General features: G+C 43.1%; 21 protein-coding genes. 16 read left to right on the forward strand and 5 right to left on the reverse strand.

Features of this window, described 5'->3' with window-relative positions:
• Positions 1–99 precede the first annotated feature (99 nt).
• From RAH45_RS03475 to RAH45_RS03485, 3 genes are read left to right on the forward strand one after another with little or no spacing between them, the layout of a single operon-like run.
• Entirely contained in the window at positions 100–2,871 is a 2,772-nt protein-coding gene (locus RAH45_RS03475) for an alpha/beta fold hydrolase (protein WP_191692450.1), read from the forward strand.
• Complete coding sequence (locus RAH45_RS03480) at positions 2,864–4,066, forward strand: patatin-like phospholipase family protein (protein WP_191692449.1); 1,203 nt, start codon at positions 2,864–2,866, stop codon at positions 4,064–4,066. Before RAH45_RS03475 ends, RAH45_RS03480 begins: the two co-directional genes overlap by 8 nt.
• Before the next feature lie 8 nt (positions 4,067–4,074).
• Positions 4,075–4,890: an SDR family NAD(P)-dependent oxidoreductase gene (locus RAH45_RS03485; RefSeq protein ID WP_191692448.1), complete on the forward strand. Its 816-nt coding sequence runs from the start codon at positions 4,075–4,077 to the stop codon at positions 4,888–4,890.
• Positions 4,891–4,897: 7 nt separating this feature from the next.
• Here RAH45_RS03485 and RAH45_RS03490 read toward each other — a convergent pair whose 3' ends face one another.
• The 3 genes from RAH45_RS03490 to nadA form a co-directional block, all read right to left on the reverse strand.
• Entirely contained in the window at positions 4,898–5,749 is an 852-nt protein-coding gene (locus tag RAH45_RS03490) for a phosphatidate cytidylyltransferase (RefSeq protein WP_193031825.1), read from the reverse strand.
• Between the two features lie 121 nt (positions 5,750–5,870).
• Entirely contained in the window at positions 5,871–7,772 is a 1,902-nt protein-coding gene (gene nadB / locus RAH45_RS03495) for an L-aspartate oxidase (protein WP_306495503.1), read from the reverse strand.
• A 1-nt stretch (position 7,773) separates the two neighbouring features.
• Positions 7,774–8,913 (reverse strand): quinolinate synthase NadA, encoded by a 1,140-nt coding sequence (gene nadA, locus RAH45_RS03500; RefSeq protein WP_306495504.1) that lies wholly within the window; start codon positions 8,911–8,913, stop codon positions 7,774–7,776.
• Positions 8,914–9,253: 340 nt separating this feature from the next.
• On the opposite strand from nadA, the gene RAH45_RS03505 reads away from it, so the two are divergent.
• The 6 genes from RAH45_RS03505 to RAH45_RS03530 all read left to right on the forward strand — a co-directional run bounded on the left by RAH45_RS03505 (position 9,254) and on the right by RAH45_RS03530 (position 15,995).
• Complete coding sequence (locus RAH45_RS03505; RefSeq protein WP_306495505.1) at positions 9,254–10,288, forward strand: NUDIX hydrolase; 1,035 nt, start codon at positions 9,254–9,256, stop codon at positions 10,286–10,288.
• A gap of 203 nt (positions 10,289–10,491) precedes the next feature.
• Entirely contained in the window at positions 10,492–11,352 is an 861-nt protein-coding gene (gene nadC / locus RAH45_RS03510) for a carboxylating nicotinate-nucleotide diphosphorylase (RefSeq protein WP_068404140.1), read from the forward strand.
• 168 nt (positions 11,353–11,520) lie between these two features.
• Positions 11,521–12,132, forward strand: a complete 612-nt coding sequence (locus RAH45_RS03515) for an IS607 family transposase (RefSeq protein WP_306495506.1) — start codon at positions 11,521–11,523, stop codon at positions 12,130–12,132.
• A complete protein-coding gene (locus tag RAH45_RS03520; protein WP_306495489.1) occupies positions 12,129–13,283 on the forward strand; it encodes an RNA-guided endonuclease InsQ/TnpB family protein in 1,155 nt (384 codons plus the stop codon). The genes RAH45_RS03515 and RAH45_RS03520 overlap by 4 nt, the downstream gene beginning before the upstream one ends.
• 388 nt (positions 13,284–13,671) lie before the next feature.
• The gene (locus tag RAH45_RS03525) at positions 13,672–14,277 is read left to right on the forward strand and encodes a MarC family protein (RefSeq protein ID WP_068404164.1); all 606 of its coding nucleotides are present in this window, start codon (positions 13,672–13,674) and stop codon (positions 14,275–14,277) included.
• A 335-nt stretch (positions 14,278–14,612) separates the two neighbouring features.
• Entirely contained in the window at positions 14,613–15,995 is a 1,383-nt protein-coding gene (locus tag RAH45_RS03530; protein ID WP_306495507.1) for a trimethylamine monooxygenase, read from the forward strand.
• Between the two features lie 88 nt (positions 15,996–16,083).
• Here RAH45_RS03530 and RAH45_RS03535 read toward each other — a convergent pair whose 3' ends face one another.
• On the reverse strand, positions 16,084–16,686 hold the full coding sequence (locus tag RAH45_RS03535) for a LysE/ArgO family amino acid transporter (RefSeq protein ID WP_306495508.1): 603 nt from the start codon (positions 16,684–16,686) through the stop codon (positions 16,084–16,086).
• 193 nt (positions 16,687–16,879) lie between these two features.
• Here RAH45_RS03535 and RAH45_RS03540 point away from each other — a divergent pair, with 193 nt between their 5' ends.
• From RAH45_RS03540 to RAH45_RS03550, 3 genes are all read left to right on the forward strand, one after another.
• Positions 16,880–17,650, forward strand: a complete 771-nt coding sequence (locus tag RAH45_RS03540) for a hypothetical protein (RefSeq protein WP_306495509.1) — start codon at positions 16,880–16,882, stop codon at positions 17,648–17,650.
• A gap of 349 nt (positions 17,651–17,999) precedes the next feature.
• The gene (locus RAH45_RS03545; protein WP_306495510.1) at positions 18,000–18,653 is read left to right on the forward strand and encodes a hypothetical protein; all 654 of its coding nucleotides are present in this window, start codon (positions 18,000–18,002) and stop codon (positions 18,651–18,653) included.
• 71 nt (positions 18,654–18,724) lie between these two features.
• Positions 18,725–19,282, forward strand: a complete 558-nt coding sequence (locus RAH45_RS03550; protein ID WP_306495511.1) for a hypothetical protein — start codon at positions 18,725–18,727, stop codon at positions 19,280–19,282.
• A 108-nt stretch (positions 19,283–19,390) separates the two neighbouring features.
• Here RAH45_RS03550 and rluB read toward each other — a convergent pair whose 3' ends face one another.
• Positions 19,391–20,317 (reverse strand): 23S rRNA pseudouridine(2605) synthase RluB, encoded by a 927-nt coding sequence (gene rluB, locus RAH45_RS03555; protein WP_144297250.1) that lies wholly within the window; start codon positions 20,315–20,317, stop codon positions 19,391–19,393.
• Positions 20,318–20,684: 367 nt separating this feature from the next.
• Here rluB and RAH45_RS03560 point away from each other — a divergent pair, with 367 nt between their 5' ends.
• Genes RAH45_RS03560 through RAH45_RS03575 form a run of 4 tightly spaced genes read left to right on the forward strand, consistent with a single transcriptional unit; the run spans position 20,685 to position 26,581 of the window.
• Positions 20,685–21,791, forward strand: a complete 1,107-nt coding sequence (locus tag RAH45_RS03560; RefSeq protein ID WP_306495512.1) for a polysaccharide biosynthesis/export family protein — start codon at positions 20,685–20,687, stop codon at positions 21,789–21,791.
• Positions 21,792–21,825: 34 nt separating this feature from the next.
• Entirely contained in the window at positions 21,826–22,257 is a 432-nt protein-coding gene (locus tag RAH45_RS03565; protein ID WP_068404123.1) for a low molecular weight protein-tyrosine-phosphatase, read from the forward strand.
• Between the two features lie 45 nt (positions 22,258–22,302).
• The gene (locus RAH45_RS03570) at positions 22,303–24,567 is read left to right on the forward strand and encodes a polysaccharide biosynthesis tyrosine autokinase (protein WP_306495513.1); all 2,265 of its coding nucleotides are present in this window, start codon (positions 22,303–22,305) and stop codon (positions 24,565–24,567) included.
• A 52-nt stretch (positions 24,568–24,619) separates the two neighbouring features.
• Positions 24,620–26,581 (forward strand): polysaccharide biosynthesis protein, encoded by a 1,962-nt coding sequence (locus RAH45_RS03575; protein WP_306495514.1) that lies wholly within the window; start codon positions 24,620–24,622, stop codon positions 26,579–26,581.
• The last annotated feature ends 18 nt before the right edge of the window (positions 26,582–26,599 follow it).

Below are 26,599 nucleotides of genomic sequence, written 5' to 3' on the forward strand. Positions count from 1 at the left end.
GGTTGTTTGAGTAGTAAATGACCTCTAAGTGGCTGGTTATTCTTTACCTGACAAACTTTTGTTGCTACATTGAAGGCATCAAACGTTTTGGCACGTATTATGTCGCTATATCAACTCAAGTCTCAATTCCAAGATCAATTGCGTCCTATAAGCGATACTCTAGCTGGGCAAGGTGTTACCGCCAACCAAGTGACGGTTTCAGCAGTATTGTTGAGTGTGGGAACGGCCTATGTGATAGCTAAGCCCGCAGCCAGAAATCAAGCGCTATGGCTGTTAATGCCGTCATCATTGTTTGTGCGTATGGCGCTCAATGCTATTGATGGTATGATGGCGCGTGAGCACGGGCAGGCATCCAAACTTGGTGCAGTGCTTAATGAATTGGGCGATATTGTTGCCGATACAGCATTATTGGCCAGTCTGTTGCCGCATATTGATAATCAAGAAACGCCCGTTGGGCTGATAAATATCGCAGAAAACCTATCTCACAGTCAGCGCCATATTGTCGGTTTGATTGGTTTTAGTATTGGTACCGAGCTACTGGGCATAGCCAGTAATACAGCGCTAGGTACTCGAGCCAACCATGGGCCATTAGGCAAAAGTGACCGTGCTTTTTTGCTGGGTGTGCTTGGCATCTTGGTTGGTGTCAAAGTACCGTTATCGCTATCACCTATAAGAATAGGGCAGCTGTGCCTACTGACAGAAGCAATGCTCTTAAAAACTTGCCTCAATCGCTTGCGTTATATGGTGAATTTATACGTAATGCGTAAACCGCCAGTGCCTAAATCAACACTGAGTGCCTTAAATACTTGTCATCATTCAAACATTTCCAACCATGCTGAATTTTCTCCTAGCGTCATTGATGGTTTCATCGCTCATAACGCTTTACCTCATTCTTCTACTAATGCTTTTCTTTTGGAATCCAATATTATGTCAGCGACCTCTAATAGTGCAGAAAATAAAATAAATCTGCTTAACGATAGTAATCATAAAGACCCATCCCAAAAGACGTCATCAAAGAAACTCTCATCAAAGCAACCTTCATCAAAGCAGTTCTCACCCAAAACTATTCATGGTGAAAGTAGTTATAACGCTTATGATGGCACGGCAATATATTATCGTTACTGGCTGACGATGCCTCTAGAGGCTATAAAACAAATCAGTCAGCAACACACACAACAGCGCCAAGTCATTCTGTTACATCGTGGTCATGAGCATTCAGGACGATTGGAAGAGTTAGGACAGCAGTTTGCTGCGGCTGGCTATCAGGTATTTGCTTGGGATGCACGCGGTAATGGGCGCTCAGGCGGTATCAAAGACCATGCCGAGAGCGTCACCGAGCTAGAGCGCGATTTAAACGACTTTGTGCAATTGGTCGTTGCTCAAACTGGCATTGCCATTGACGATACTTTACTCATCGCCAGTAGTATCGGTGCGGTACTCGCGGCAGCATGGGTACATGATTACGCGCCCAATATCCGCGGGATGATTTTGGGTACACCTGCATTGAAGATTCGTTTGTATCTACCCTTTGCCATACCGTCGTTAAAGGTGGCTCGCGCGCTTGGACTGATGTCACGCGTGAGTAGCTACGTCAAAGCGCAAGTGCTGACCCATGATAAAGACGCACAGCACGCCTACAATGCCGACCCGCTTATCTCCAATAGCATCTCGACTGACTTGCTCATTGATACTCATGCGACGGGTCAACGCTTGCTCGATGATGCTGGTGCCATTACCGTACCGACGTTTGTATTGTGCGCAGGCAAGGATTATGTGGTCGATAAGCAGGCTGAACGCGATTTTTATGACGCGATTAATACGACTACTAAGCGTTGGCAATTATATCCAGACAGCTATCATGCGATCTTTCATGAAACCAATAAAGCAGACGTCTTCGCTGATTGTATCGAGTTCGCTGAGCAGGTATTCAGTACGGACGTTAAAGCATCGGATTTGAGCGCCGCTCATCTAAACAGTGCCAGTAAGGATAAGGTTGATCGCTTAGCGATTAAACCTTTTAACCCAAGCTTTGCCATTACCCGATTTGCCATGCAAAAATTTGGTCATGTCAGCGATGCCATTGCCACAGGGCTTGCGCATGGCTTTGATTCGGGTCATTCGCTCGATCATGTCTATTACAATCAGCCGAGTGGTCAGAATAAATTTGGTCAGGCAGTCGATAAATTCTATCTCAATAATATCGGTTGGCAAGGGATTCGTATCCGCCGTGAGCATATATTAGAGCTAACACGTCAAGCTTTAGCAGATATTGAAAATAAGAACCAAAATAGTGCTAAGTCATACCAACCAAGATTGCTAGATATTGCTAGTGGGTATGGCTTTTATGCGTTTGATTTGTTGACAGAATTTGCAGACTTGCATGCTGAGCTACGTGATTATGAGCAGCATAATATTCAAGCGTTACAGTCGAAAGCGCAGCAGCTAGAAATTACTGATCGCGTGATTGCCTGTCAAAAAGATGCCTTTGACCCTGCCAGTTATGTTAATGAGCAGAAAGAGACTGGCAGTGCCGATGAAACAAAGTTCGATATCGCCATTGCCTCTGGTGTTTTTGAATTGTTTTCTGACAATATGCTACCAACGACGGCTTTGGCAGGCATTTACGATAGTTTAAAATCTGGTGGTTATTTGCTTTATACCAATCAGCCTTGGCATCCTGAACAAGAATTTATCAGTAAAACCTTAAACAATCATCGTGGCAGCGATTGGGTGATGCGTTGTCGTTCACAAGCAGAGATGGATCAGTTGGTTGAGAGTGCTGGCTTTCAAAAAATAGCAATGCGTATCGATCGCTTTGGTATTTTTACCGTGTCACTAGCGATTAAAGTCGCCTCAACCAATCATGAATAATACGCATGCCAAACCCTATGAGCGTGTACAGCTTTTTTCAGGGGGCGGTTCCCGTTTTGGCTATTATTTAGGTAGCTATGCAGCATTGGTGGCTCATGATTTGACGCCGGATATGATTGTTGGCACCTGCGGTGGTAGTCTATCGGCTTATTTGGTTAATTTGGCGCCCGATCCCAGGGATTTGCAGGAGCTCATGTGCAGTCGTGAGTTGTATCGTGTCATTACTGCCATCAGACATGTCGCGCCAGACGAAGTAAGTAAGCGATTAAAAATACGTTGCATGACTCAGGCTTTCAAGCGCTGGCGACTCACAAAACAAAAAGCTAACGGACAAAGACTGCGGCAAGTAGATAACTATGAGCGGATTTTGGATGAATTGCAGCAGCTAGCGATGTTTCGAGTTGATAAGGAAGAAAAATGGCTTGACGAGTTGTCTGGTCTTTCTCTCAAGCAAAATAATAATTTGTGTAATCCTACCGCGCCAGAGATAGCCATTATCGCCAGTCGCCTGCATCCAACAGCTAGCCAAGGGACTACTGTTGATAATGCTTTTCACAATGATTTTAGGCTACAAGAATTATTATTTGCCCCGCCGCGATTGGCAGTATTAGATCTCATTGCAGAAAAACTGAATTCACCGGCTCATACATTTGCTAATGGACGTATAACTCAGTCTGTCAGAACGCTGACCAAATGGGATTTTGCCCCTGCGATTCGTGCTTCTATGGCAGATATGTATTACCTACCACCGACGCATATCGCAGCCCTTGGTTGGTGTTTAGGCGGAGTGATTAATCTCACACCCATTGAGCTGGCGTGTCAATTGGGTCATAGCGTATTTGCAGAAACCAAGGCGGGTTATGATTCATGGCTTGCCGCACCAGCCATTCAACGTGTTTTTGGTTTTGACCCCAACGAGCGTTTGGCACAGGTGCAGGGTTTTGATTCAACAGAAACGCTGCCACGCGCTGATTCTGTTGAAACCAGTCCTCGAGTGAATCAACTACATTGGTTACCTTTTGCAGATAATGCTCAGCAGTTGGCAAGGCAGCATGTACAAAAGCGTTTTAACATCAGACAAATGACCGTTGAGCTGATTCACAGTGACTATGATGGCTTTGTGCAGCAAATGCAGGCGCAATGGCAGTATGGCTATCAGCGTACCACTGACTATATACAACAGCACGGGCTATGAGTTCGCAAATGAAAGACCTTACACAATCTACTTCAGCTCATAAGTCATCGCATATCATCGTTTTCGGCGGTACGAGTGGACTTGGTTTGGCACTGGCGCTGCATCATCAGGCGCTTGGCTGGCAAGTGAGCGTGGTTGGTCATAGTATGGAGAAGATAGATAATACCAATAGTCAGCATCCTAACATTATTACTTATTGCTGTGATTTGACTGATAACGTGCAAACACAAAGTTTGTTAGAGAGCTTGTCAAATATCAGTTTTCAAAGAGTGATTTATAGTGCGGGTAGTTATACCAATGAGCGTGTTCACCATCTGAGTCAAGCGGACAGCGATCAAATGCTAGCAATTAATCTGCAAGCGTTTGAGCAGGTTTTTAGATGGGCAAGTGAGCAATTAAGGCGGCAAAGCTGTGCGTTGGATTTCAACGAAAACAGCAGCCTAAGCCTAATTTGTATTGCTTCTATCGCCGGTACAATGGATTATCCTTACGCCAGTCTTTATGCCAAAAGCAAACGCGCGATGATTGCCAATGCTAGCGCCTATCGTGCAGCACTTGCGCCTTATCACATTCAAGTAAACTGCATCGCCTCGGGATATATCGATACCCAAGCATTACGTGATTTAAATAATGGTGATGCTAGCCATAAGCCATTCATAATAAAAACACAAACGGCGGTTGAGAAGATTATGCAGGCAATTGATAAAGATATTGAGCTGGCCATATTTCCACGCTCTATGGGCTATATCATTCGGGCGCTAAACCATTTACCTAAGCCTTTGCTTAACTGGATATTGCGTAGTAAATTGGATAAAACCACTTGATAACAGCTTAGCCAAGCAGCCAATAAAACAAGGTAAATAATGGCACACCAATCAGCAGACTATCTATTCTATCCAATACGCCGCCATGTCCAGCGAGCATAGTACCCGTGTCTTTTACTCCGTGCTGACGTTTAAAGGCGGATTCTAATAAATCTCCAGCGATACCACTTACCGCTAAACCATAGGCGGCCAATAAGCAAATCCACCAGCTAAAAGAAGTGAGCCAGATGCCTAATAGTGTGGCCAATATCGCTGCTAATACACTGCCAAAGAGAGCACCTTCGATACTTTTATTCGGGCTGATGGTTGGAGCAAGACCGCGCTTAAAGATTTTGTGACCAAGCAATCGTCCGCATAAATACTGGGCAATATCATTAAATTGGCTGGCGAATAATACAAAAAACAAAATGCCATATTGTTCGCGCTGCCACGTTAATTGCTGTAAGGCAATCAAGCTGATAATCAATGCGATAAAGACAGAACTAAACAGCAAGTCTAGGAATTTTAAACGTGTATAGGCTCGCTTAGAATCACAAGGGGTTTTGATAAAAGGCTGAGTATTTGGTTGCAAGCCACGCGCTTGAAGTTTACTAATAAGCCTAGCTTTACTAGGTAGGTGCCATAATCGTTTAATCTCGTAGCCGCCACGCACACCAATTAACAAGAAAAAAGCGATCAGCAACCACTGATAGGGGTATGTGCGAGAGTGTAGGTGTTGACTATTATCAGTTATCTTAGCGATAACATAACAAGCGCAAAGCGCTGCTAACATGAGCCACCATGAGCGTGCTATCAAGTAGATTTTCGGTAAGCGCTGACGCAAGCTAGGTAGGGCAAGCATAGCCCAAACCGAACTCACGACTATCATTAGAACCATCACAAACCGTAAGTCAGAAGCCATGTTTTTAGCACTTTGAGGTCGATAGAGAACGGTAACCCACCGTTTTTTTTATGGCTGAAGTGGCAACGCTTAATTGCTGTTAGGCGTTAGCAACTGTATATACCGATTCAGCCTCTGTATCATCGATTATAGGCTGAACCAACCAATCGATACCACCCTCTTTCAACTTTGATAATGGTTCAATCACACTGGTCCGAGGTGTGCTCGTTAAGTTGGGATAGTCTTTTCGGTAATGGCCACCGCGGCTCTCAAGTCGTTGATAAGCGGACTCGATAACTAAGGTCGCTAATTGCAACTGTCTGGCTAACTGAAAGTAGGGCAGCTCATTTAGAATAGTAGGGTTATCTTTATTATCGATATCTAACTGATTAGAGTCATAGCCGTTAAGCTGCTGTTGCCATTGCTGTATTTGCAAAAGTGCTTGTTCTAATTGTTTAGCATCCCGGGTAATGCCCATATGAGACGTCATCAAAGCTTTTAATCCTGCGGTTATTCCAGTGATATCAGCATTTATATTGACGTGGATGTTGTGATTGTCATTTTTATTACAGTTACTTTCATATTCAACAGACGATGGCAAAGTAATGCGCTGACTATTTTTAAGCGTTGGCGCTGTCCACGTATCATAGATTGATTCATTTAAATCAGAATCAGGTAAAGTTGTTTCTAGCGTTCCTATTGCTGCTAAATAACGCGGTAAATCAGCAGCGATATTGCGCCCAACCACCACACATTCCAACAATGAGTTACTTGCTAAGCGGTTTGCTCCATGCAGACCTGTATAAGCGACTTCACCCGCCGCATAAAGTCCTACCACATCGGTTACGCCATTGGCATCTGTGACCACACCACCACAACTATAATGAGCGGTCGGCGCAACGGGGATAGTGTGTTTTGTAATATCAATACCGAGTTCGAATAGGGTTTTATAAATCTGCGGAAAATGCTCGCGCAAAAACTCCGCTGGCAAATGACTGACATCAAGATTGACGTAGCCTAGACCGTTATCGTTGATTTGCTCAGCGATGGAACGCGCAACAATATCTCTTGGAGCTAGTTCTGCGCGCGCATCAATATCAAGCATAAAACGCTTACCAGTTTGCGGGCAATATAATCGTCCACCTTCGCCGCGTAGTGCTTCAGATATCAAAAAGCTACTATCGCCAAATGCCAAACCAGTTGGATGAAATTGGATAAACTCTAGATTTGCCAAACGGCAACCCGCTTGCCATGCCATCATAACACCATCGCCGACACAGACGTTCGGCGCGCTGGCACGCTTAAATAATTGCCCCAAGCCACCACTGGCTAAGACAACCGCGCGACTATAAAAGGTAAGTTTACGTTGATGTATATGATCAAAAACAAGCGCACCTTGGCACTGATTATTTGGATTGGCGCTATTTGTTAAAAGTCTCAACGCTTCATGAAACGGTAGCACAGTAATGTTGCTTGCCGCTTTTACCTTGACTGTTAAAGCCTCCATCACGTGGCGACCAGTTGCATCATCAGCGTGGGCGACCCGCCGACAGCCATGACCGCCTTCTTTGGTTAAATGCAAATTACTGGTCTGTAATGCTGCTAAAGGATTTGCATTATCATGCTGCTGTCTCTCCTGCTTAGGAATCAGGGTAAAGGGTACACCTTGCTCGCACAGCCATTGCACCGCTTGCTGTCCAGCGCTTAAAATACTGCTGGTATTATCAGCTTCGCATAAACCTGCGCCTGCAATGAGCGTATCAGCGATATGGTCAGCGACACGGTCATTCTTATCTAGACTGGCTGCAATGCCACCTTGGGCATAATGGCTTGAGCAAACATCCAGTGCCGCTTTGCTGAGTACCGTAATATTTAGAGACGTTGGTAAGGCAAGAGCAGTACTTAAACCTGCAAGGCCAGCGCCAATGATAAGTACATCTGTCTGGATAGTATCCGTAGAATTATGAGTATTCACCTTATCCGCTAACCATGCCTCGCTCATATTATGCCGCTCCCACATTGGCAAACAATTCGCGGTCTTTGACGATATCACCGCTCGCGGCCACACGTTGTTTTTGCGCTTCGGCAAAATCAAGCATGCGTTGTAAAGGTTTTCTAGCTGCTGCTGCCAGCTCAGGCGTCATGAGCACTTCGCCGCTACGATTGGTTAAGCACTGTTCAATACCTTGCAGGCCATTCATTGCCATCCAAGGACAAAAAGCACAGCTTTTACAACTGGCGCTTTCACCAGCCGTTGGCGCCGCTAAGAAACGCTTATGTGGCGAGCGCTTTTGCATCTCGTGCAAGATGCCTAAGTCGGTAGCGACGATAAAGGTCTCAGCATCCATCTCATACGTTGATTGCAACAGCTTACTCGTCGAGCCGACCACATCAGCCAGTGCCACGACGCTATCAGGCGATTCAGGATGCACCAATACTTTGGCGTTTGGGTGCTCCTCTTTTAATTGCAGCAGCTCAGTGGCTTTAAACTCGTTATGGACCAAGCAAGACCCTTGCCAAAGCAACATATCGGCGCCAGTCTCTTGCGCGATGTATTTACCCAAGTGACGGTCAGGACCCCAAATAATTTTTTCACCATTCGCATGCAAATGTCGGACGATATCGATGCCAACCGAAGAAGTTACGACCCAATCAGCACGGGCTTTCACAGCAGCGCTAGTATTGGCATAAACCACCACTGTACGCTCAGGATGGGCATCACAAAAGGCAGAGAATTCATCAGCAGGGCAGCCCAAATCAAGTGAGCATTCAGCCTCCAAATCTGGCATCAGTACCGTCTTCTCCATACTCAGTATCTTTGCTGATTCACCCATAAAGCGCACACCAGCGACGACCAAGGTTTGCGCACTGTGCGCTTGTCCAAAGCGCGCCATCTCTAGCGAATCACCAACGCAGCCGCCGGTTGCCAAGGCCAAATCTTGGATAAAAGGATCAACATAGTAATGCGCAACCAATACCGCATTATGCTCTTTTAATAGCTGCTTAATATTCTCTTCAACCGCAAGTCGTTCCGCACGTGGCAAATCCGCTGGGATTTTCGCTTTGGCGTATTCGATATTCATCTGAGTCGCAATGCGATTATCAGTGCTCATGATGGGCGCGTCGTATGGATAAGTTTTCATAAGTGCAAACCTTTGCTGCGATAACGGCAAACCAATAGCCGCTAAAAGTGAGTCAGTAGCCGCTAAAAGTGAGTCAGTTAAATATGGTTAAATAACAAGTTTTAATAATTATGCTCATTTTGAGCATAATTACAAGTATTTTTTATAAACTGCTTCTAAAATGATACGTAATTCGTCAAAACTTACCTTGCTCGCTGTCTTTTTTATTGCTTCCGATATCGTCTATTTACAACGGCAGGCTATGATAGTTTTCGATTCACGCTATACTAAGCATGGTTATAAACACTTCATCTTGAAAACGCTCATTTCACGTTTAAACATAAAGGAAACCTTTAAAGCCATGACGTTGTCTTATTCGCATTCGCATCAACAAGGTAGCGGCACCACAGAAGTGGTCGCCGTGCTAGTAGCGATTACTGAGCACACCGCGCGCGTTTTAACGGTTGACCAAGGCAAGCTCTTGCCTAACGGGCCATTGATGCCATTACATCGCTCCTTGCAAGCGGGCGTACGTCAATGGGTCGAGGAGCAAACGCAGCAGCCGCTTGGTTATTTAGAGCAGTTATATACCTTTGTTGATACCAATCGGCGCAACGTCGATGGTCATGCGCTTGTCTATGTCAGCTACTTAGGGTTGGTGCAAGAAGCGCAAATGCAAGAGCTGCCAAGCCAAGCATTGTGGCGCGATTGGTACGAGTATTTCCCATGGGAAAATCACTTGGACGGCATGCCGAGTATGATTATGAATCATATTGTGCCGGCGTTATTAAGCTGGGCAGACAGCGCAGCAGAAACGATCGTGCAGCAGCGCCGCCGTCAGCGTATTGGTTTATGCTGGGGAATCAGTGAGGAAGCTTTGAGGGTTGATAATCTCAAAGATACGGACAAGGCATTAAATGTTGATAAAGCTTATGAGAATAGAGAATGGGTTGCCGAGCATGTGTTGCTGCGTTATGAGATGCTTTATGAAGCAGGGTTAATCCCTGAAGCACCGACTTATCCGCCAAGTTACCAAATGAAGTTGCCTACAAATTGGTTGCAGTTAATAGGCGTACCGATGTATTACGACCATCGCCGCGTGATTGCCACCGCTATCTCAAGACTGCGTGCCAAGATTGAATATCGACCGCTTATCTTTGGTTTGATGCCGGACGTGTTTACCTTATCGCAGCTGCAACAAAGCGTTGAAGCGTTATCAGGCGTACCTTTACATAAACAAAACTTCCGTCGTTTGCTAGATTCACAAAAACTTGTCATGGAGACAGGGCAGAGTAGTAGCGCTCAGCGCGGTCGACCTGCCAAGCTTTATCGCTTCCGCCATGATATTGAGCTACAAAGCCTACTCATGGATAGTAAGTTGCCTAAACGTAAATAGTATCAACTGCATAAGCCTTCCTATACTGACATTAAATACTCATATCAAAGCGAAATCATATTGGTTCATTTTATTAATTTGCACCCTTTTCTTGCGAGGCTTTGCACTTTGCGCTATATTTATGCTCATTTTGAGTTTAATTGAAGATATTTTCTTAAATGTATCGAACGCATATAAATATCAGGCAAAAATAAGGGTCAAACATGACAGTTAAACAAGAGCCAGCATTGGCTGAAGTATTGCTTAAACCTTTGGTGAAAGCGGCGTTAACGGAAGATTTGGGCAGGCGCGGTGATGTGACATCACAAGCGACTATTCCTGCTGATATGCGAGCGCAACTACAGATTAAGGCGCGGCAAGCGGGCGTGATATGTGGGATGGATTTGGCGCGTTTGTCTTTTGCTTTGATTGACGAGCAAATCGAGTTTATTGCCAAAGTCAATGACTGTGCAACGGTTGAGGCGGGTACGATACTAGCGACTGTCCGTGGTAACGCGCGAAATTTATTAACCGCAGAGCGTACTGCGCTTAACTTTATGACCCATCTAAGTGGGATTGCGACAGACACCAAAAAAATTGTCGATAGCGTTGCCGACTATCCGGCGCAAATCACTTGTACACGTAAAACCATACCTGGTTTGCGCATTGTGCAAAAATACGCCGTACGCTGCGGCGGCGGGCGCAATCATCGCTTGGGATTGGATGATGCAATTTTAATCAAAGACAACCATATTGCTATCGCCGGTGACATCAAAACTGCCATTCAGCAAGCGCAAGACTTTGCCGGCCACCTGATTCCGATAGAAGTTGAAGTCGATACGTTAGAGCAGTTAGAGCAAGCCTTAGATGCCGGCGTGAATTTGGTACTGTTAGATAATATGGCACCTGACGTATTATCAGAAGCCGTCGTCATGTGTAAGGGTCGCGCCAAAACCGAAGCTTCAGGCGGTATAACCCCTGAAACCGTGCAAGCAGTCGCAAAAACAGGCGTTGATTTTATCGCGATGGGTTATTTAACCCACAGTACGACAGCATTAGATATTGGCCTCGATTTTAGCGCTTAAGATTAACGGTCGGTCTACATCGATGCTAAAGCTTTTGATTAATTTTATGGCATAAATCTCGGTTAGATAAGTTATTAAAAGGGTTGAAACAGTTAAATAAAATATATAGAAACCTACCTATTTATTACTATAATAGATAGATTATATCTATAATATAGAGAGCAAGTTATGGGGAAACTGGTTAGTATTGGGGAGGCTGCCAAACATTTCGGGGTTGCTCAATCCACATTAAGACGTTGGGATGAGGATGGTACGTTAGTCGCCAAGCGAACCGAAAACGGGCATAGGCGATATGATTTAAGTGAAATCAGACCGCATTCCTTGAATACACCACCTAAATTAGACCGAAAAACCATTGCTTATGCTCGTGTGTCGAGTCGTGATCAAAAAGACGACTTACTTCGCCAGTCTCAAGTTTTGGAACTTTATTGTGCCAGGCAAGGCTGGACTTTTGAGACGATTACCGATCTTGGTAGTGGAATGAATTATAAAAAGAAAGGCTTAAAAAACCTGCTTGATGACATACTGAGCAATAAAGTTGAACGGCTGGTAATTACCCATAAAGACAGGCTTTTACGATTTGGTGCAGAACTGGTTTTCATGTTGTGTGAGGCTCGTGACGTTGAAGTGGTAATAATCAATCAAGGTGAAGAGTTGAGTTTTGAGCAAGAATTAGCCCAAGATGTATTGGAGATTATCACCGTATTTTCAGCGAGGCTATACGGCTCTAGCAGCAAGAAAAACCAACAATTAATAGAGGCGGTTAAAAAAGCATTATGATCCGTGGACACATTATCGAACTCAAGCCAAACAACGTACAGGCAAATCACCTTGCTCGTGCTTGTGGCGTGGCGAGAAAAGCCTACAACTGGGCTTTGCATGAGTGGCAGCGGCAGTATGCGCTTGACAAAGCGTACCGTGATGCGTGTTTGGCCGCAGGCGTTGAGGTTGATACTAAAAATCTAAACAAGCCCTCACAGGCGAAGCTCAGACGCGAATTGAACGCCATTAAGCGTGAATTATTCCCCTATATGCTGGAAGTGACCAAATGCGCTCCGCAGGCGGCAATCATGCAGTTGGGTGATGCTTATAACAACTTCTTTAAAGGCTTAGCGAAATACCCAACCGCTCGTAAAAAAGGCCGTGACGATAGATTCAGTTTATCCAACGACCAATTTGCCATTAAAGGTAAATCCATTCGTATCCCAAACTTGGGCTGGGTTCGCTTAAAAGAAGCTTTACGTTTTGACGGCAAGATCATGTCAGCCACCATCTCTAAACGTGGCGGTAAGTGGTTTGTTAGTGTGGCTGTTGAAATACAAAAAGCTGTAATTCCTACTAAAAAGACAGGTAAAAGCGTTGGTGTTGATCTTGGTATTACCGACTTACTGGTTTTATCAGACGGCACTAAAATTAAAGCGCCAAAACCACTTCAAGCAAACCTTAAAAAACTAAGAACGCTAAACAAAGCGCTCAGTCGCACTAAAAAAGGCAGTAAAAACAGAGATAAAGCGAAAACCAAGCTCTCTCGTTTGCACTATAAGATCAGGTGTATTAGGCAAGATTCTCTCCATCAAATCACAACAAGTCTGGTTAATGAGTTCGATGTGATTGCGATTGAGGATTTGAATGTCAAAGGTATGGTTAAGAACAGGCGGCTATCAAGAGCTATCAGTGACTTGGGTTTCTTTGAGTTTAAGCGACAGCTTATCTACAAAGCCACTGAGCAAGGCAAGGTTGTGAAATCAGTCGGACCCTTCTACCCAAGCTCAAAAACCTGTTCAAACTGCAATCATATCCTTGGTAAAGATGAGCTAACATTGAAAATGCGTGAGTGGTTGTGCCCTAACTGTCAGGTTTCTCATGACCGTGACCTCAACGCCAGCATCAATATTTTAAATAACGCGACTGTTATTTTAACAGCTGCATAATCCTGTTTATTGGACGGTGAGTTCCATCGCCAATTAAAAAAGTCTGTGGAGTCGTGGTCAGTCTAAATCTCAAATGAGAAATAGCGCGTGACAATGAAGCAGAAAGAAAACGTCAAACCTATCTAATAGTCAATATTGGCTAGGTTTGAGTAAGATTTTTGGAACGGCAGATTTGTACGGATATGCTATTGAATTGGTAAGGACGAGACATTAAGCGAAGTTAATGATTTAATAGGCTTATCTGGCTATGCTACAATGCCGCTGCTACCGATTATAAGGTCGTCTTTGCCTGTACTTGTGCATAGCGATCTTATCTTTTGTCCGATTTGACCAATAGATAAGCGAGCGCTCAGTGGATACTGAAATTATCAAGATAATCTTAGCCTTTATGGTACTGATTAATCCCTTTGGCGCCTTGACGTTGTTTTTGGATTCAACTCACGGCTATTCGCTAAATAATCGCCGTAAAGTGGCGCGCATCGCTTGTTTGACGATTTTTATCACCATCAGCTTTTTTACCTTAGCAGGCGAGACGTTACTTAAATTGCTTGGTATCTCGATTGGTTCGTTCCAGTTGGCAGGTGGTATCTTGGTATTTTTAATCGCCCTAAATATGATGAATGGCGAAGGTAACCCGGTTAAGCCCGATCAAGAAAACTTTGATGTTGACCATTTGCAAGGTGCGCCGCCAACGATGGCTGCTGCCGTAGTTCCGATTGCCATTCCCATGATGATTGGACCTGGCGGTATCTCGACGGTGATTATCTATTCATCACAGGTCACCGGTATTTTGCAAGTCTCTGCGATTTTGATTGCTGGTTTATTTATCAGCTTATTTTGTTATGTGGCGCTAATGGCTGCCGGTCGTATCAGTCGTTTATTGGGCGATACTGGACTTAATATCATGAGTCGTATTATGGGTATGTTGCTCGCAGCAGTTTCTATCGAGATTATCGTTAACGGCCTACGTACCTTATTTCCTGACTTAGTGTAATTGTCACCTTGCTTTTCTGCCACTTACTTCTCTAGTGGTTCTTACCTGTCTTTTTTACGCTCTTCTCTTTTAAAATATAACTGTATCCTTTTAGACCGTGTAAAAAAACATGGTCTTTTTATTATTGGGCCAAAGGCTAAAACTTCCTAAAGCAGACAAAACTGCCTAGTTGCTGAAAAATACTAAGACCTATCCTAAAAGGTTGTTTAGTAACACCTTTTTATATCTTGCTAATGCTTGTACCAATTTCAATTAATCACCAAAAGTCTGCATTAAAACCGTTATCCATACAAATATGTTATGATAGGAGCACAACAATATTATAGGAGTCAGTTTTGAGTAAGAAAAGAATGGCAATTTTAGGTGCAGGTCCAAGTGGTTTGGCACAGTTACGTGCCTTTGAAGCGGCTCGTTTAGCCGGGGTAAAGGATTTACCTGAAATCGTATGTTATGAAAAGCAAAACGCTATCGGCGGTATGTGGAATTACAGTTGGCGTACTGGTTTAGATAGAAACGGCGAACCCGTGCACGGCAGTATGTACCGCTATTTATGGTCAAATGGCCCCAAAGAATGCTTAGAATTTGCCGATTATTCGTTTGATGAGCATTTTGGTGAAGCCATTCCATCTTATCCGCCGCGTGAAGTCCTAAAAGATTACATCATGGGGCGTATCGATAAACAAGATATCCAAAAATATATTCGATTTGAATGCCCCGTACGCTGGGTGTCGTTTGATGATGAAACGCAAAAATTCACTGTGACGGTAATGAATCATAAAACCGATGAGCAAGAAGTCGAAGAGTTTGATTACGTGGTGGTAGCAACGGGTCATTTCTCAACGCCAAATATGCCGTATTTTGAAGGTTTAGAAGCCTTTCCAGGTCGTATCTTGCACGCGCATGATTTCCGCGATGCCTTAGAATTTAAAGATGAAGATATCTTATTAGTAGGTAGTAGCTATTCTGCCGAAGATATTGGTACCCAGTGCTACAAATATGGCACCAAATCTGTGACCATCAGCTATCGTAGTCAACCGCTTGGTTATGAGTGGCCAGAAGGTATTAAAGAAGTGCCATTGGTGACGCATTTTGAAGACGATGTCGCGCACTTTGCCGATGGTACGAGCCAAAAGTTTGACGCTATTATCATGTGCACCGGTTATTTATTTCATTTCCCGTTTATGCCAGATGAGCTACGTTTGCAGACGCACAACTGCTTGTATCCAGCCAACTTGTACAAAGGTATCTTTTGGCAGCCAAATCCAAAGCTGATTTATTTGGGCATGCAAGACCAGTATTTCACCTTTAATATGTTTGATGCGCAAGCATGGTATGCACGTGATGTGATTATGGGTGATATCGAATTGCCCGATTTGGCAGCGCGTGAAGCAGACGAGCAAAAATGGCTCGCAACGTATGCCAAATGCGTGACGGTCAGTGATTCAATCGACTTTCAAGCCGCTTATATTCGCGATTTGACCAATGCTACCGATTATCCAGAATTTGCCGTTGAAAAACAGGGCGAGATTTTAAAAGAATGGCAAAAAGATAAAGCCGAGAACATCATGACCTTTCGAGAAAAGGCCTATCGTTCTACTTTAACGGGGACCATGGCACCTAAATTACCAGAGCCATGGTTAGACATTCTTGATGATTCACTTGAGCACTTTTTAAACTTAACCTTTGTTAAACCTAAAAAGCGTAAAAAAGTAGCATAAATGCTTGCTTTGATAAATAAAAAACCAAATACGTTTCATAGCGTATTTGGTTTTTTCGTTTTTAGCGTTAAATGCACTGAATACATGGTTAGCTTTGGTATAAATGCCAAGCTAAATACAGCATTAAAAACCCTACCAAAGCGTCCAATATATTCCAAGCTTTTGGTTTGGCAAATAAAGGTCTGAGCAAGCGCGCGCCATAGCCCAAGGCAAAAAAGAAAAAGAACGACGCACTGAGCGCACCGACTGCAAAAGCCAATTTACTACTGGCACCGGTTGAAACCATGCCGACCAGCACCAATGTATCTAGATAGACGTGCGGGTTGAGCCAAGTAAAGCCAAAGCATAATAGCAGGGCTTTTTTTAAACTGGTGACCACTTGACCATCGACGGTGAGTGCATGCGATAGGCGTACGCTGGCATATAAGCTTTGCAGTCCATAGCCTAATAAGAAGATAACGCCAGCAATTTTAGCGATGTTCACTACTTGTGGATATTGCGCCGTGACCGCGCCAAAGCCTGCTACCCCAGCAGAAATTAAAATCGCGTCACTGACTGCGCAAAATAAGCAGACGAAAAATATGTGCTCGCGTTTTAACCCTTGTTTGAGGACAAAGGCGTTTTGTGAGCCAATGGCGATAATCAAGGATAAACCAAGCAAAAAACCCGCGCTATAATCGGTGAAATTCATGATAATGGGCTTATCCTTTAAAGACCAAAACGGTGACGTTTGCTTACTGGCAGCGTCCGAAAAAGCTGTTAAGATAAGGGATAAAATGGTCGAATGCAATGTGTTTGCTGCAATAGATGCTACGACGTTATCAGTATTATTCAGCAATATCAGTCAGCAATGAATAAAGAATAAGCGAGGAGCAGGGTAGGTCATGGTCATAAGTCTGACAAGAATGCTACAGTCGTTTGGGCAAGCCCAAGATGACCTGCCAACCATCGCTGCCAAAAATGCTCAGCAAGCTGCCGCTAAAGAAGTTTCTAATAATGCAAATAAGCAAGGCGATAGTAGCGATAACCAAGAAAGCATGGATACTTCAGCTTCCAATTATACGCTTAGCGAGCCGCAGCGTAGCGAGCGTATTTGTGATGCCTTAGCACAGGTAAATGATATCCGCACGCCGACGCCATTGACCGATCGCTATTTAGCCAATCGTGCCCAAATGCGCCCGACCAATAGACCTCCTTTTGACCCAGATACCTTATGGTATCTTAAACATGGACGCTGTCCGATTATGACTGAGCTTGTTGATGTGGTCGATGCAGCCACCCTAAATGCCATGCCGATTGAAGCGGTCGCTATATTAGACCGGATTAATAGTAAGCTGAAACGCTACCGTGAGTGGAGTAGTGAGCTCAATGCCGAGCAACAGCAGCAACATAATGAGCGCCAGTTTGTCATTGATAAGCTGGTGTCTGAAAGTATTCCAGAAGCACTACATCATTATGAGCAGCTGCAACGTTTTAGCCCGCACCGCACGAAAAACAATGTCGTGCAAGGAAAAATGACCGCCGGCGATATGCTCACGGATTTGTTTTTAGACATTGATTACGAGCTTGACGAGTTATTAGAAGAATTGCATCAAACGGTGATGAATCGTCTTGCGTCCACCCATCGTTATGTCAAAAGCCGTACGCAAAGTTAACTTGAATTTAACGAGGATTATTTAAAAGTCGTTATTGTTGTCATTGTGAGTTCAGTATAAAGACGATACAGAGACACTGAAATGAATTTTTCGCAGCCTCTGTCGGCGCAGGCACAGCAAGCTAGAAAAGTTTATTCCAGTGTCGCGTAAAAATTTCATGTTTCTGTTTTGTTTGAAAATAACTATAAACACAATCGGCGCAATACATAACAATATAAGGCTTTAATACAGCCTTATTTTTTTGTTTAATAATAATGATTAAGTATTATCGAAAATAACAATAAATTTGCCAACCGCGTCTGCCAAATATTATTGCTAAGTATTTCTACTAAACAACAAGGATACCCAAATGACCCAACTGACTGCAATGTTCGTGATGTTTATTTTATATGGCGTGCTGCCAGCAGCTGGGTTGTACCTTGGGTACCGTGGTATCAAAAAAGTCACGGCGCCCAAAATGCTTGAGTATAAAGCGATGCCGCAATTGGGTTATATACCTGAAAAAAGCTTGCCAGTTGAGGTCAAAACAGCGCTGGATCAAATCAATGATAAGGGCGAGAAGCTGCGGGTTATTTATGGCGATACCAATAACGATGGCAAAATTGACGATAAAGATACCGTCAACGAAACCTATGTCATGATTCAAAATCTAATGGATAGGCATGTGCCACTAGCGGTAGCGGATTATCGCCGCTTGCATGATTTAGATGTCGGGAATGGCGCACTTGCTGATACCACGAAAATTAAGCACTCTGGTGTCACTGGTAAAGAGGCGCTATTAGAAGTGCTTAGGACGATTAATACCCAGTTTGATGACTTGCTGAATGCGTCCTATCATCAAGATGGACAAAAGCTACTGGCGACCAATAGATATTTGCAGCAGCGTTTTAATAGCCCAACCAGCAATTCTAGACTACAACAAATTGATAATAGCGCTGTTGAAGTCCAAGCAATTGAAAATCCAGCTAATAAAGAAACTGATGTAAAAAATATTAAGCTATAAATGAGAGATGTTAATAATATTCCAAGTCTAAGTGTTTATGCTGAAATAAGTCGAAAGAAGAGTAAAGTAACATGAGTATATTAATAGGCGTTGGTGTGGTTGCTACTGTCAGCGTCTTTTATTTGGGTAGAAAGGGCTGGCACGCATTCCATAAAATGGTTGGCATTACTCCAGGCGTACTGACCTATCAAGATAGTAATGCGCCCATGTTGTTAACTTCTCTCAATTGGCAACAGTTAAATTTAAATAAAAAACATCTAGAAGTCTTATCAGATAAGCAACTGCGCCAATTACAGCACATTGATAAAAAGGTAGCAAACTATCACAACTACCAAAACGAGTTAGAAGCGCAAAATGTAACTTCAGCTATTAACGAGCAACAATTTGTTTTACACAAAATGCTGCATACCCGCTTGCCCGAAATGTTGGTCAGTCATTATCATTTAGCAAATATCAATGTAAGCAATCATACTAAAAATGGACAGAAGCAGACTGAGGCGAGTAGGCTATTACAAGAGGTATTGGACAGCATTGAGCAGCGCTTAGATGGGTTATTAGAGCGAATGGAAGAGCAACATCTACAAGAATTGCGCGTGATGAAAAATTATATTCATAGTCATGACGACTAAGCCTCAAGTTAGTGATATTTTTAAAAAACGCATAAAAACGCATAAAAAAGCGGTCAATGAATCAATCATTGACCGCTTTTTTATCAGCTAGGATTAATCCGTGACTGATTAACGCTTGTTGTTACGATCGCGGGTATTACGTGAACCGCGACTGGCAGGACTGCCACTGCTTTTAGGTTTTGCACTGCTAGGACGGTTATCGCTACGACTGTCAACACGGCGTGCTTTAAGCGGCTTGCTTTTGATACGTTCTTGCTTTTCTTTAGCTGCACCGTGCAATCCCGTACCGTGACGTGGTCGTAAGCTCACCAAATCGGTTAAGGTATTGATGTCTTTTTTATCGAGCTCTAAGAAGCGACCGGTACGCAATTCTTTTGGTAGCGCAATCGACCCGTAACGCGTACGTAATAGACGGCTCACTTTAAGACCTTGTGACTCAAACAATCGGCGCACTTCGCGATTTCGACCTTCTTTTAGTCTGACGTGATACCATTTATTGACGCCTTCACCGCCGCCTTCTTTGATATCTTCAAACTGTGCCATGCCATCTTCTAGCATGACGCCAGCGGTTAGAGTACGCGCGATGTCTGGGGTTACTTCACCAAGTACACGTACGGCATACTCACGGGTGACTTCACTAGATGGGTGCATTAAGCGATGCGCCATTTCGCCATCATTGGTAAATAATAACAAACCAGTCGAGTTAATATCCAAGCGCCCAACCATAACCCAGCGATCATGAGTCAGTTTTGGCAAACGTTCAAAAACCGTTGGACGACCTTCTGGATCATTAGCCGAGCAAACTTCACCTTCAGGTTTGTAATAAGCTAAAACGCGACGACGCTTTTCATTTTCAGCCGTATATTTGATCTGACGACCGTCAACACGGATCTCATCGCCTTGTTCGACGCGGTCGCCGATGGTTGCGGGTCCATTATTAACGGTCACACGACCTGCCTTAATGACTTCTTCCATCTGACGACGTGAGCCCAGTCCCATGCGGGCGAGTGCTTTTTGCAGTTTTTCATCTTTCATAACGATATCCTTGAGTCGGTGGGTTTACATTTCTCAATGTATAGATTTGGACTGAGTATTATACGCTATTTATTGAAGTGATGTTTAAGATTAGCTTTTAAGGCTATTATAATTAGCCAGTAGATGATGCTGTATTAAGTATGCCTAATTGACATTAAAAATTAAAATCTTCATAAGAAATGAATATAAACTAATTGTTACTATTGCGTAATTTTTGCTAAAAATAGCCTATTATTATTCACTATTTAACCACCTATGTTATTATGGCTTTGCTTTTTTTATGGTTGGTGTAACTTTTTAGTATGGTTGTCTCAATTGCGCTCATTGCTAGACGCTGCTTATATCTGTGATTTATAAAGGTTTTTTTATGTTCTTCAATTCATCAAAGTTATTAGGTGTGGCGTCTGTGCTCATGATAAGTCTGGTTTCAGGCTGTTCTAGCATTAACTCAGGACTACAATCTGGTGAGCTGCCGCCCAGTGGATCATTCGTAGCTGCGAGTGGTATACAGTTTAATGTGCAGCCGTTAAATTTGGCGACTTTGCCTCCGAAGCAGGCCGTTGTTCCTAGTAGCGATTTAACGCGTTTGCTAAGAACCTCTGGGCAAGTTGATTACCGAATTTCGGAAGGTGATATTTTAGGTATTACGCTAGTAGGGTATCCAGAGATTGCGCCGCCTTTGACAAATAGTAGTAACACTGCCAACCCTTATGCCTTGGGTTTCCCTGTTGATCAACAAGGTTTTGTACAGTTTCCACTTATTGGACGTATTAAAGCCAGTGGCATGAGCGTGCCACAATTTACTGCCAATTTGCAGAAACAATTGCAACGTTATCTTAAATATTCAGACCCGCAGGTTAAAATCGTTAACTACCGTGGCAATAAATTCTTTATTGATGGTGAGGTTAAACAACCGGGCGAGTTTGCTATTGCTGATGTGCCTGTGTCGCTCTATGGCGCAATTTCTATGGCGGGCGGGGCCACTCCGACTGGCGACTCAAACAATGTCGTGCTAAACCGTAACGGTACTAGCTATAACATCGGCCTGGAGTCGCTGCGCCAAATGGGCGCTTCTGCTAACCAAATTTACCTGCGAGATGGCGACTCTATCCACGTCAATAGTCAAGATCGTAATAAAGTATATGTTTTAGGTGAGTTCGGTCAAGTAGAGCCAGTGCCTATTTTAGAGCAAGGTATTAGTTTGGCGCAGGTATTGGGTGAGTCTAAAGGGCTTAATTCTGCTACAGCAAATGCGGCTAAAATATATGTGGTTCGTGATAATTTAACTACACGAGCGACAGATATTTACTATGTAGATATGCAGACCATCACCAGTTTTGCGTTAGCCAATCGTTTCGAGATGCACCCGAATGATATTGTTTATGTCGATCCAACTGGCTTAACGCGTTGGAATCGTGTTATCAGCGCTATTTTACCTTCTACGTCAGCTATTAGGTCGCTCTCAGGCTTATAGGCATTGGGTTTATAAATAATAGGTAATAATTATTATGGCATTTGATAATATTTTAGTGGTGTGTGTTGGCAATATTTGCCGTAGTCCCATGGCAGAAGCGTTATTAAAACAACGTTACCCTCATAAAAATATCGATTCTGCAGGGGTGGGGGCTTTAGTCGGGCACTCTGCAGATCCTGCCGCGCTAGAGATTATGGCAGGGCAAGAAATAGATATCACTAATCATGTCGCCAAACAAATTGACGAAGGTTTGGCAAAAAAAGCGGATTTGATTTTTACTATGTCAGACAGTCAGACCAAATGGATCGAAGAGCGCTGGCCGTTTTGTCGCGGCAAGACTTTTAAGCTCGGTCATTGGCAAGACAAAGATATTGCCGACCCCTATAAACATGAGATGAGTGCGTTTCAGACAGCATATCAAGATATTGTTGTTAGCCTAGAACAGTGGGCCGATAAAATTAGCTAAATAGCTGCTATTAAACGATTAACCTTAAGTGATGACCATACAGTTATGAATACAGATTCAAAGAACTTATCAAACGCTGCTTCCAAAGAAGATAACGACGAAATTGATCTTATGGCGCTACTGTTTGCCATTTTGCGTGGCTGGAAAGTCATTGTGTTTTTTGCTGTATTAGGATTGGTAATAGGGATTTTGTATAGCAGATACGTCAATCCTACTTTTAAGTCGGATGCACTGATTCAAATTGAAGAGAATTCTAAAGGCGTTGCCGCATTAGGTGCGGATATTTCTGAGCTGATTGGCTCTGAAGTCAGTAAAGCGCAAGCAGAGGCTGAGCTGATAAGATCGCGTATGATCTTAGAGCCAGTGGTTAATTTGTTACATCTACGAATTCGTTTGTCCGATCCTAATATTGGCGCGTTGGATAGAATCAAGAGCAATAGTACGGATACTCAAATAAATAAACCGGAAGGTGTCTCTCTTAAAACCGAAGATGGTGAAGCAAAAATTAGCCAATTTAATGTCTCACAAGAGTATTTAAATCAATCTTTTACTTTGACACGCTCCGCGACAGGATTTGTATTAACTAATGGTTTTGACGATTTTAAAGGTCAAATCGGCAAGTCGCATTTATTTAAAGGCACAGACGGGCAGATTCAAATTAAAGTTGATGATCTACCCGCTGATGGCTACTCGGTTAATATTACCAAGCAATCTCTTCAAACCACGACTGACCAGATAAATAGCGCCCTATCTGTGGTTGAAAAAGGCAAGCAAACAGGCATTATTCAGCTATCTATGACGGGTGCCAATCAGCAACAAACCAGTTTGATATTAAAGCAAATTATTTTATCTTATATTGATCAAAACCAATCTCGTGGCTCTGAAGAAACTACTAAAACCATTAGTTTTATGGAAACTCAGATTCCAACGTTAAAGAAAAAACTGGAAGACTCGGAAGCAGTATTTAATGATTTCCGTAAAAAGTACGGCACTATTGATGTAGGCAAAGAAGCAGAGTTGTTATTGACAGAAAACTCGCAAATCGATGCCCAACTTAATGAATTGAAGCTTAAAAAAGCTGATCTCACGACTTACTACACAGAAGAGCACCCTTTGGTTGTCCAGATCAATGAGCAACTGGCGGTACTTAATGCTAGAAAAAATGAGATAGACGATACTATCGCCGGTTTACCTGAGATACAAAGAGAGTTTTTACAACTGTCAGCTGACACGACGATTAATAGAGAGATCTATCTGACGCTACTTAAAAACTATGAACAGTTAAAAATCGTTAAAGCGGGTCAAATTGGTTTCGCCCGTATCATCGATTTGCCTATCAGTACTTATAAGGCCATTGCACCAAAGAAATTGCAAATTATGATATTGGCCATGCTGTTAGGAGCGATGCTTGGAACGATGCTGGTACTGCTTAAAAATATGCTTAGAAATGTGGTCAAAGACCCTGAGCGTATTGAGGGTAAAACAGGCGTCCCTGTAGTAGCAACGATTCCACGTTCGCCACTACTCACCAGACTACGTAAAAATAAGAAAGCGCCCAATCGTTTGTTGGCCTATGTCGATAACAATAGTTTGAGCTATGAAGCTATTAAGAGCTTAAGAACGAACCTAATGTTCGGCATGCCAGTAGAAGGGCGGGCTGGTCAGCGCGCCAAAGTTATCTTGATTACTGGCGAAAGCCCGGGCGTTGGTAAGTCCTTTATCTCTGCGAATCTGACAGAAGTATTTGCGCAGTTAGATAAAAAAGTGCTGATTATCGATGCTGATATGCGTTTGGGTGAGCTACATAGAATGTTTAGCATGAGCCAAGACAGTGGCTTGGCAGACTATTTATCACAGGATAAGACTCATTTATCAAAATCTAAAGCCCAAACTACAGAAGTTATTATCAGTCAAGAGACTAGTAACCTAGCAAGCTTTATTCATCCGACTGGCATAGATAATATTGACTTTATACCACGCGGTCAGCATCCGCGTAACCCTGCTTCATTATTAGCAAATGGCAGTTTTAATCATTTAATGGCAGAGCTTAATTTGCATTATGATTATATTGTCATCGACTCGCCACCAGTATTGGCCGCTTCTGACGCTATGATATTAGCGCAGCACGCGGATAAGGTATTGATGGTAACTAGATACGACGATTCTATAGAAGGGCAGCTGGTTTATGCGGTTAATCAGATGAATAAAGCCAATATAAAGGTCGACGGTATCATTCTCAACGATGTACAACAAGGGATTATGAGCAAATATAGTTATCACTATAGTTATGCTTATGGTAATAACCAATAGTTAGCTTTTTGGAAATTCTACCAAAATTCACGTTTTTAAGTGGTTGAGTGTTATGTCTACTAATTCAAAACCGTCAAGTGATTATCCATCACTTAATGGCAAAACTGGCTGGCTACAACGTATAGCCGAATACTTGTTATCGTTGCCCCGTAGTGTAAAACGAGCGATTTTACTCACTACAGACTTGGTAGCATCTTTAGTTTGCCTGTTCTTAGCGTTGTCGTTGCGCTATGGTGACATCGCTCATAACATTAGTCCTATCATATTATTATCTTATGGTACGCTGCCCATCGTCGGTTTATATTTGATTGGTTTTTATAAAGGCGTAGCACGTGGTTTTTTAGATACGGTGATGGGTAGTGTCGCAAAGCTATTCTTTTTGCTTATGGTGGTCTATGAGATCATCATTTATTTAAATCCTTTAGAAGATATACCACGCTCCGTTCCTATTATCTTTCTGTTTTTCTTCTTTATCTGGTTATGGAATAGTCGTCTTACTATACGTGAGCTCTTGATGCGCTGGAGCGGTAGAGCCCAGCGTCGCCTTAAAGAAGATGGTGTTTATGATAATGTTGTTATTTACGGAGCGGGAGAGGCTGGTCGAGATTTATTAGAAGGTCTTAGAAATTCGCATAAATATAATGTTGTGGCTTACGTTGATGATGATCCACAGCTTGCTGGTGCTTATTTGCTCGGCAAAAAGATTTATCCGGCTCATGATTTAGTAAGCTTAGTAGAAGAATTAGATATTGCGCAGGTATTTTTAGCTATTCCTTCTATCAGCCGCGCGCAAAAACGTCAGATTATAGATAAACTTTCGGGCATCGCTATAAAGATTAAAGAATTGCCCAGTCTAGAGGAAATCGCTGACGAAAAAGTGACCGTCAGTAGTATGCGCAAAGTGGATATCTTAGATGTGCTAGACAGACAGACTGTCGAACCTGATGAAAAATTGCTACAGATGAATATTAAAGATAAGTGCGTGTTAGTTACAGGCGCTGGTGGTTCTATCGGTAGCGAGCTATGTCGTCAAGTAATCAAGAATAAGCCAAAATGCCTAGTACTCTATGAGCTGTCCGAGTTTGCGCTTTATAGCATCCATCAAGAGCTAACCATTAAGCAAGCAAATACGCCTGCTTATCAAGATATTAAAATCGTTGCAGTCATCGGTAATGTCACCAATGAATCCAACCTGCTTAGAATACTGAATCTCTATAACATCCAAACGGTTTATCATGCAGCCGCCTATAAACATGTGCCAATGGTAGAGCATAATCCTTTTGAAGGCGTTATTAATAATACCAAAGGCACTTATCACTGCGCCCGAGCGGCGATTGCAGCAAATGTTGAGACCTTTGTTTTAATTTCGACCGATAAAGCAGTAAGGCCGACAAACGTAATGGGCGCATCTAAGCGTTTAGCAGAATTGGTTTGTCAAGCGCTCAGCCAAACGGATAGCCAAACCTGTATCAGTATGGTGCGTTTTGGTAATGTCCTAGGTTCGTCAGGCTCTGTAGTACCGTTGTTTACCAAACAGATTGAGCAAGGTAAGCCGATTACGGTCACCCATCCTGATGTGACGCGCTATTTTATGACGATTCCAGAAGCGGCAAACTTGGTGATCCAAGCAGGTGCGATGGCATCGGGTGGTGAAGTGTTTGTCCTCGATATGGGCGAGCCCGTTAAAATCGTTAATCTAGCGCATCGAATGATTCATTTAAGTGGTTTTGATATTAAAGATGCAGCCCATCCTGAAGGTGATATCGAAGTCATCTTTACGGGTCTTAGAGCCGGAGAGAAGCTCTATGAAGAGCTGATCATTGGTGAAGATAATATTGAATCGACATATCATCCATTAATCATGCAAGCAATAGAACATAGCTTTCCATTAGATGAGCTTGAATCGGTATTGTTTGAGTTGAACGAAAAACAAAAAGAGTTTGATGTCCCTTGGCTAAAGCAGCGGTTTAAGCAGTTCGTCGCGGGTTATCAAGAAGGAACTAAAGCTGCATAACACTCAATAAATGCCTTA

The sequence above is a fragment of the Psychrobacter sp. van23A genome, assembly GCF_030845275.1.
Classification (GTDB): domain Bacteria; phylum Pseudomonadota; class Gammaproteobacteria; order Pseudomonadales; family Moraxellaceae; genus Psychrobacter; species Psychrobacter faecalis.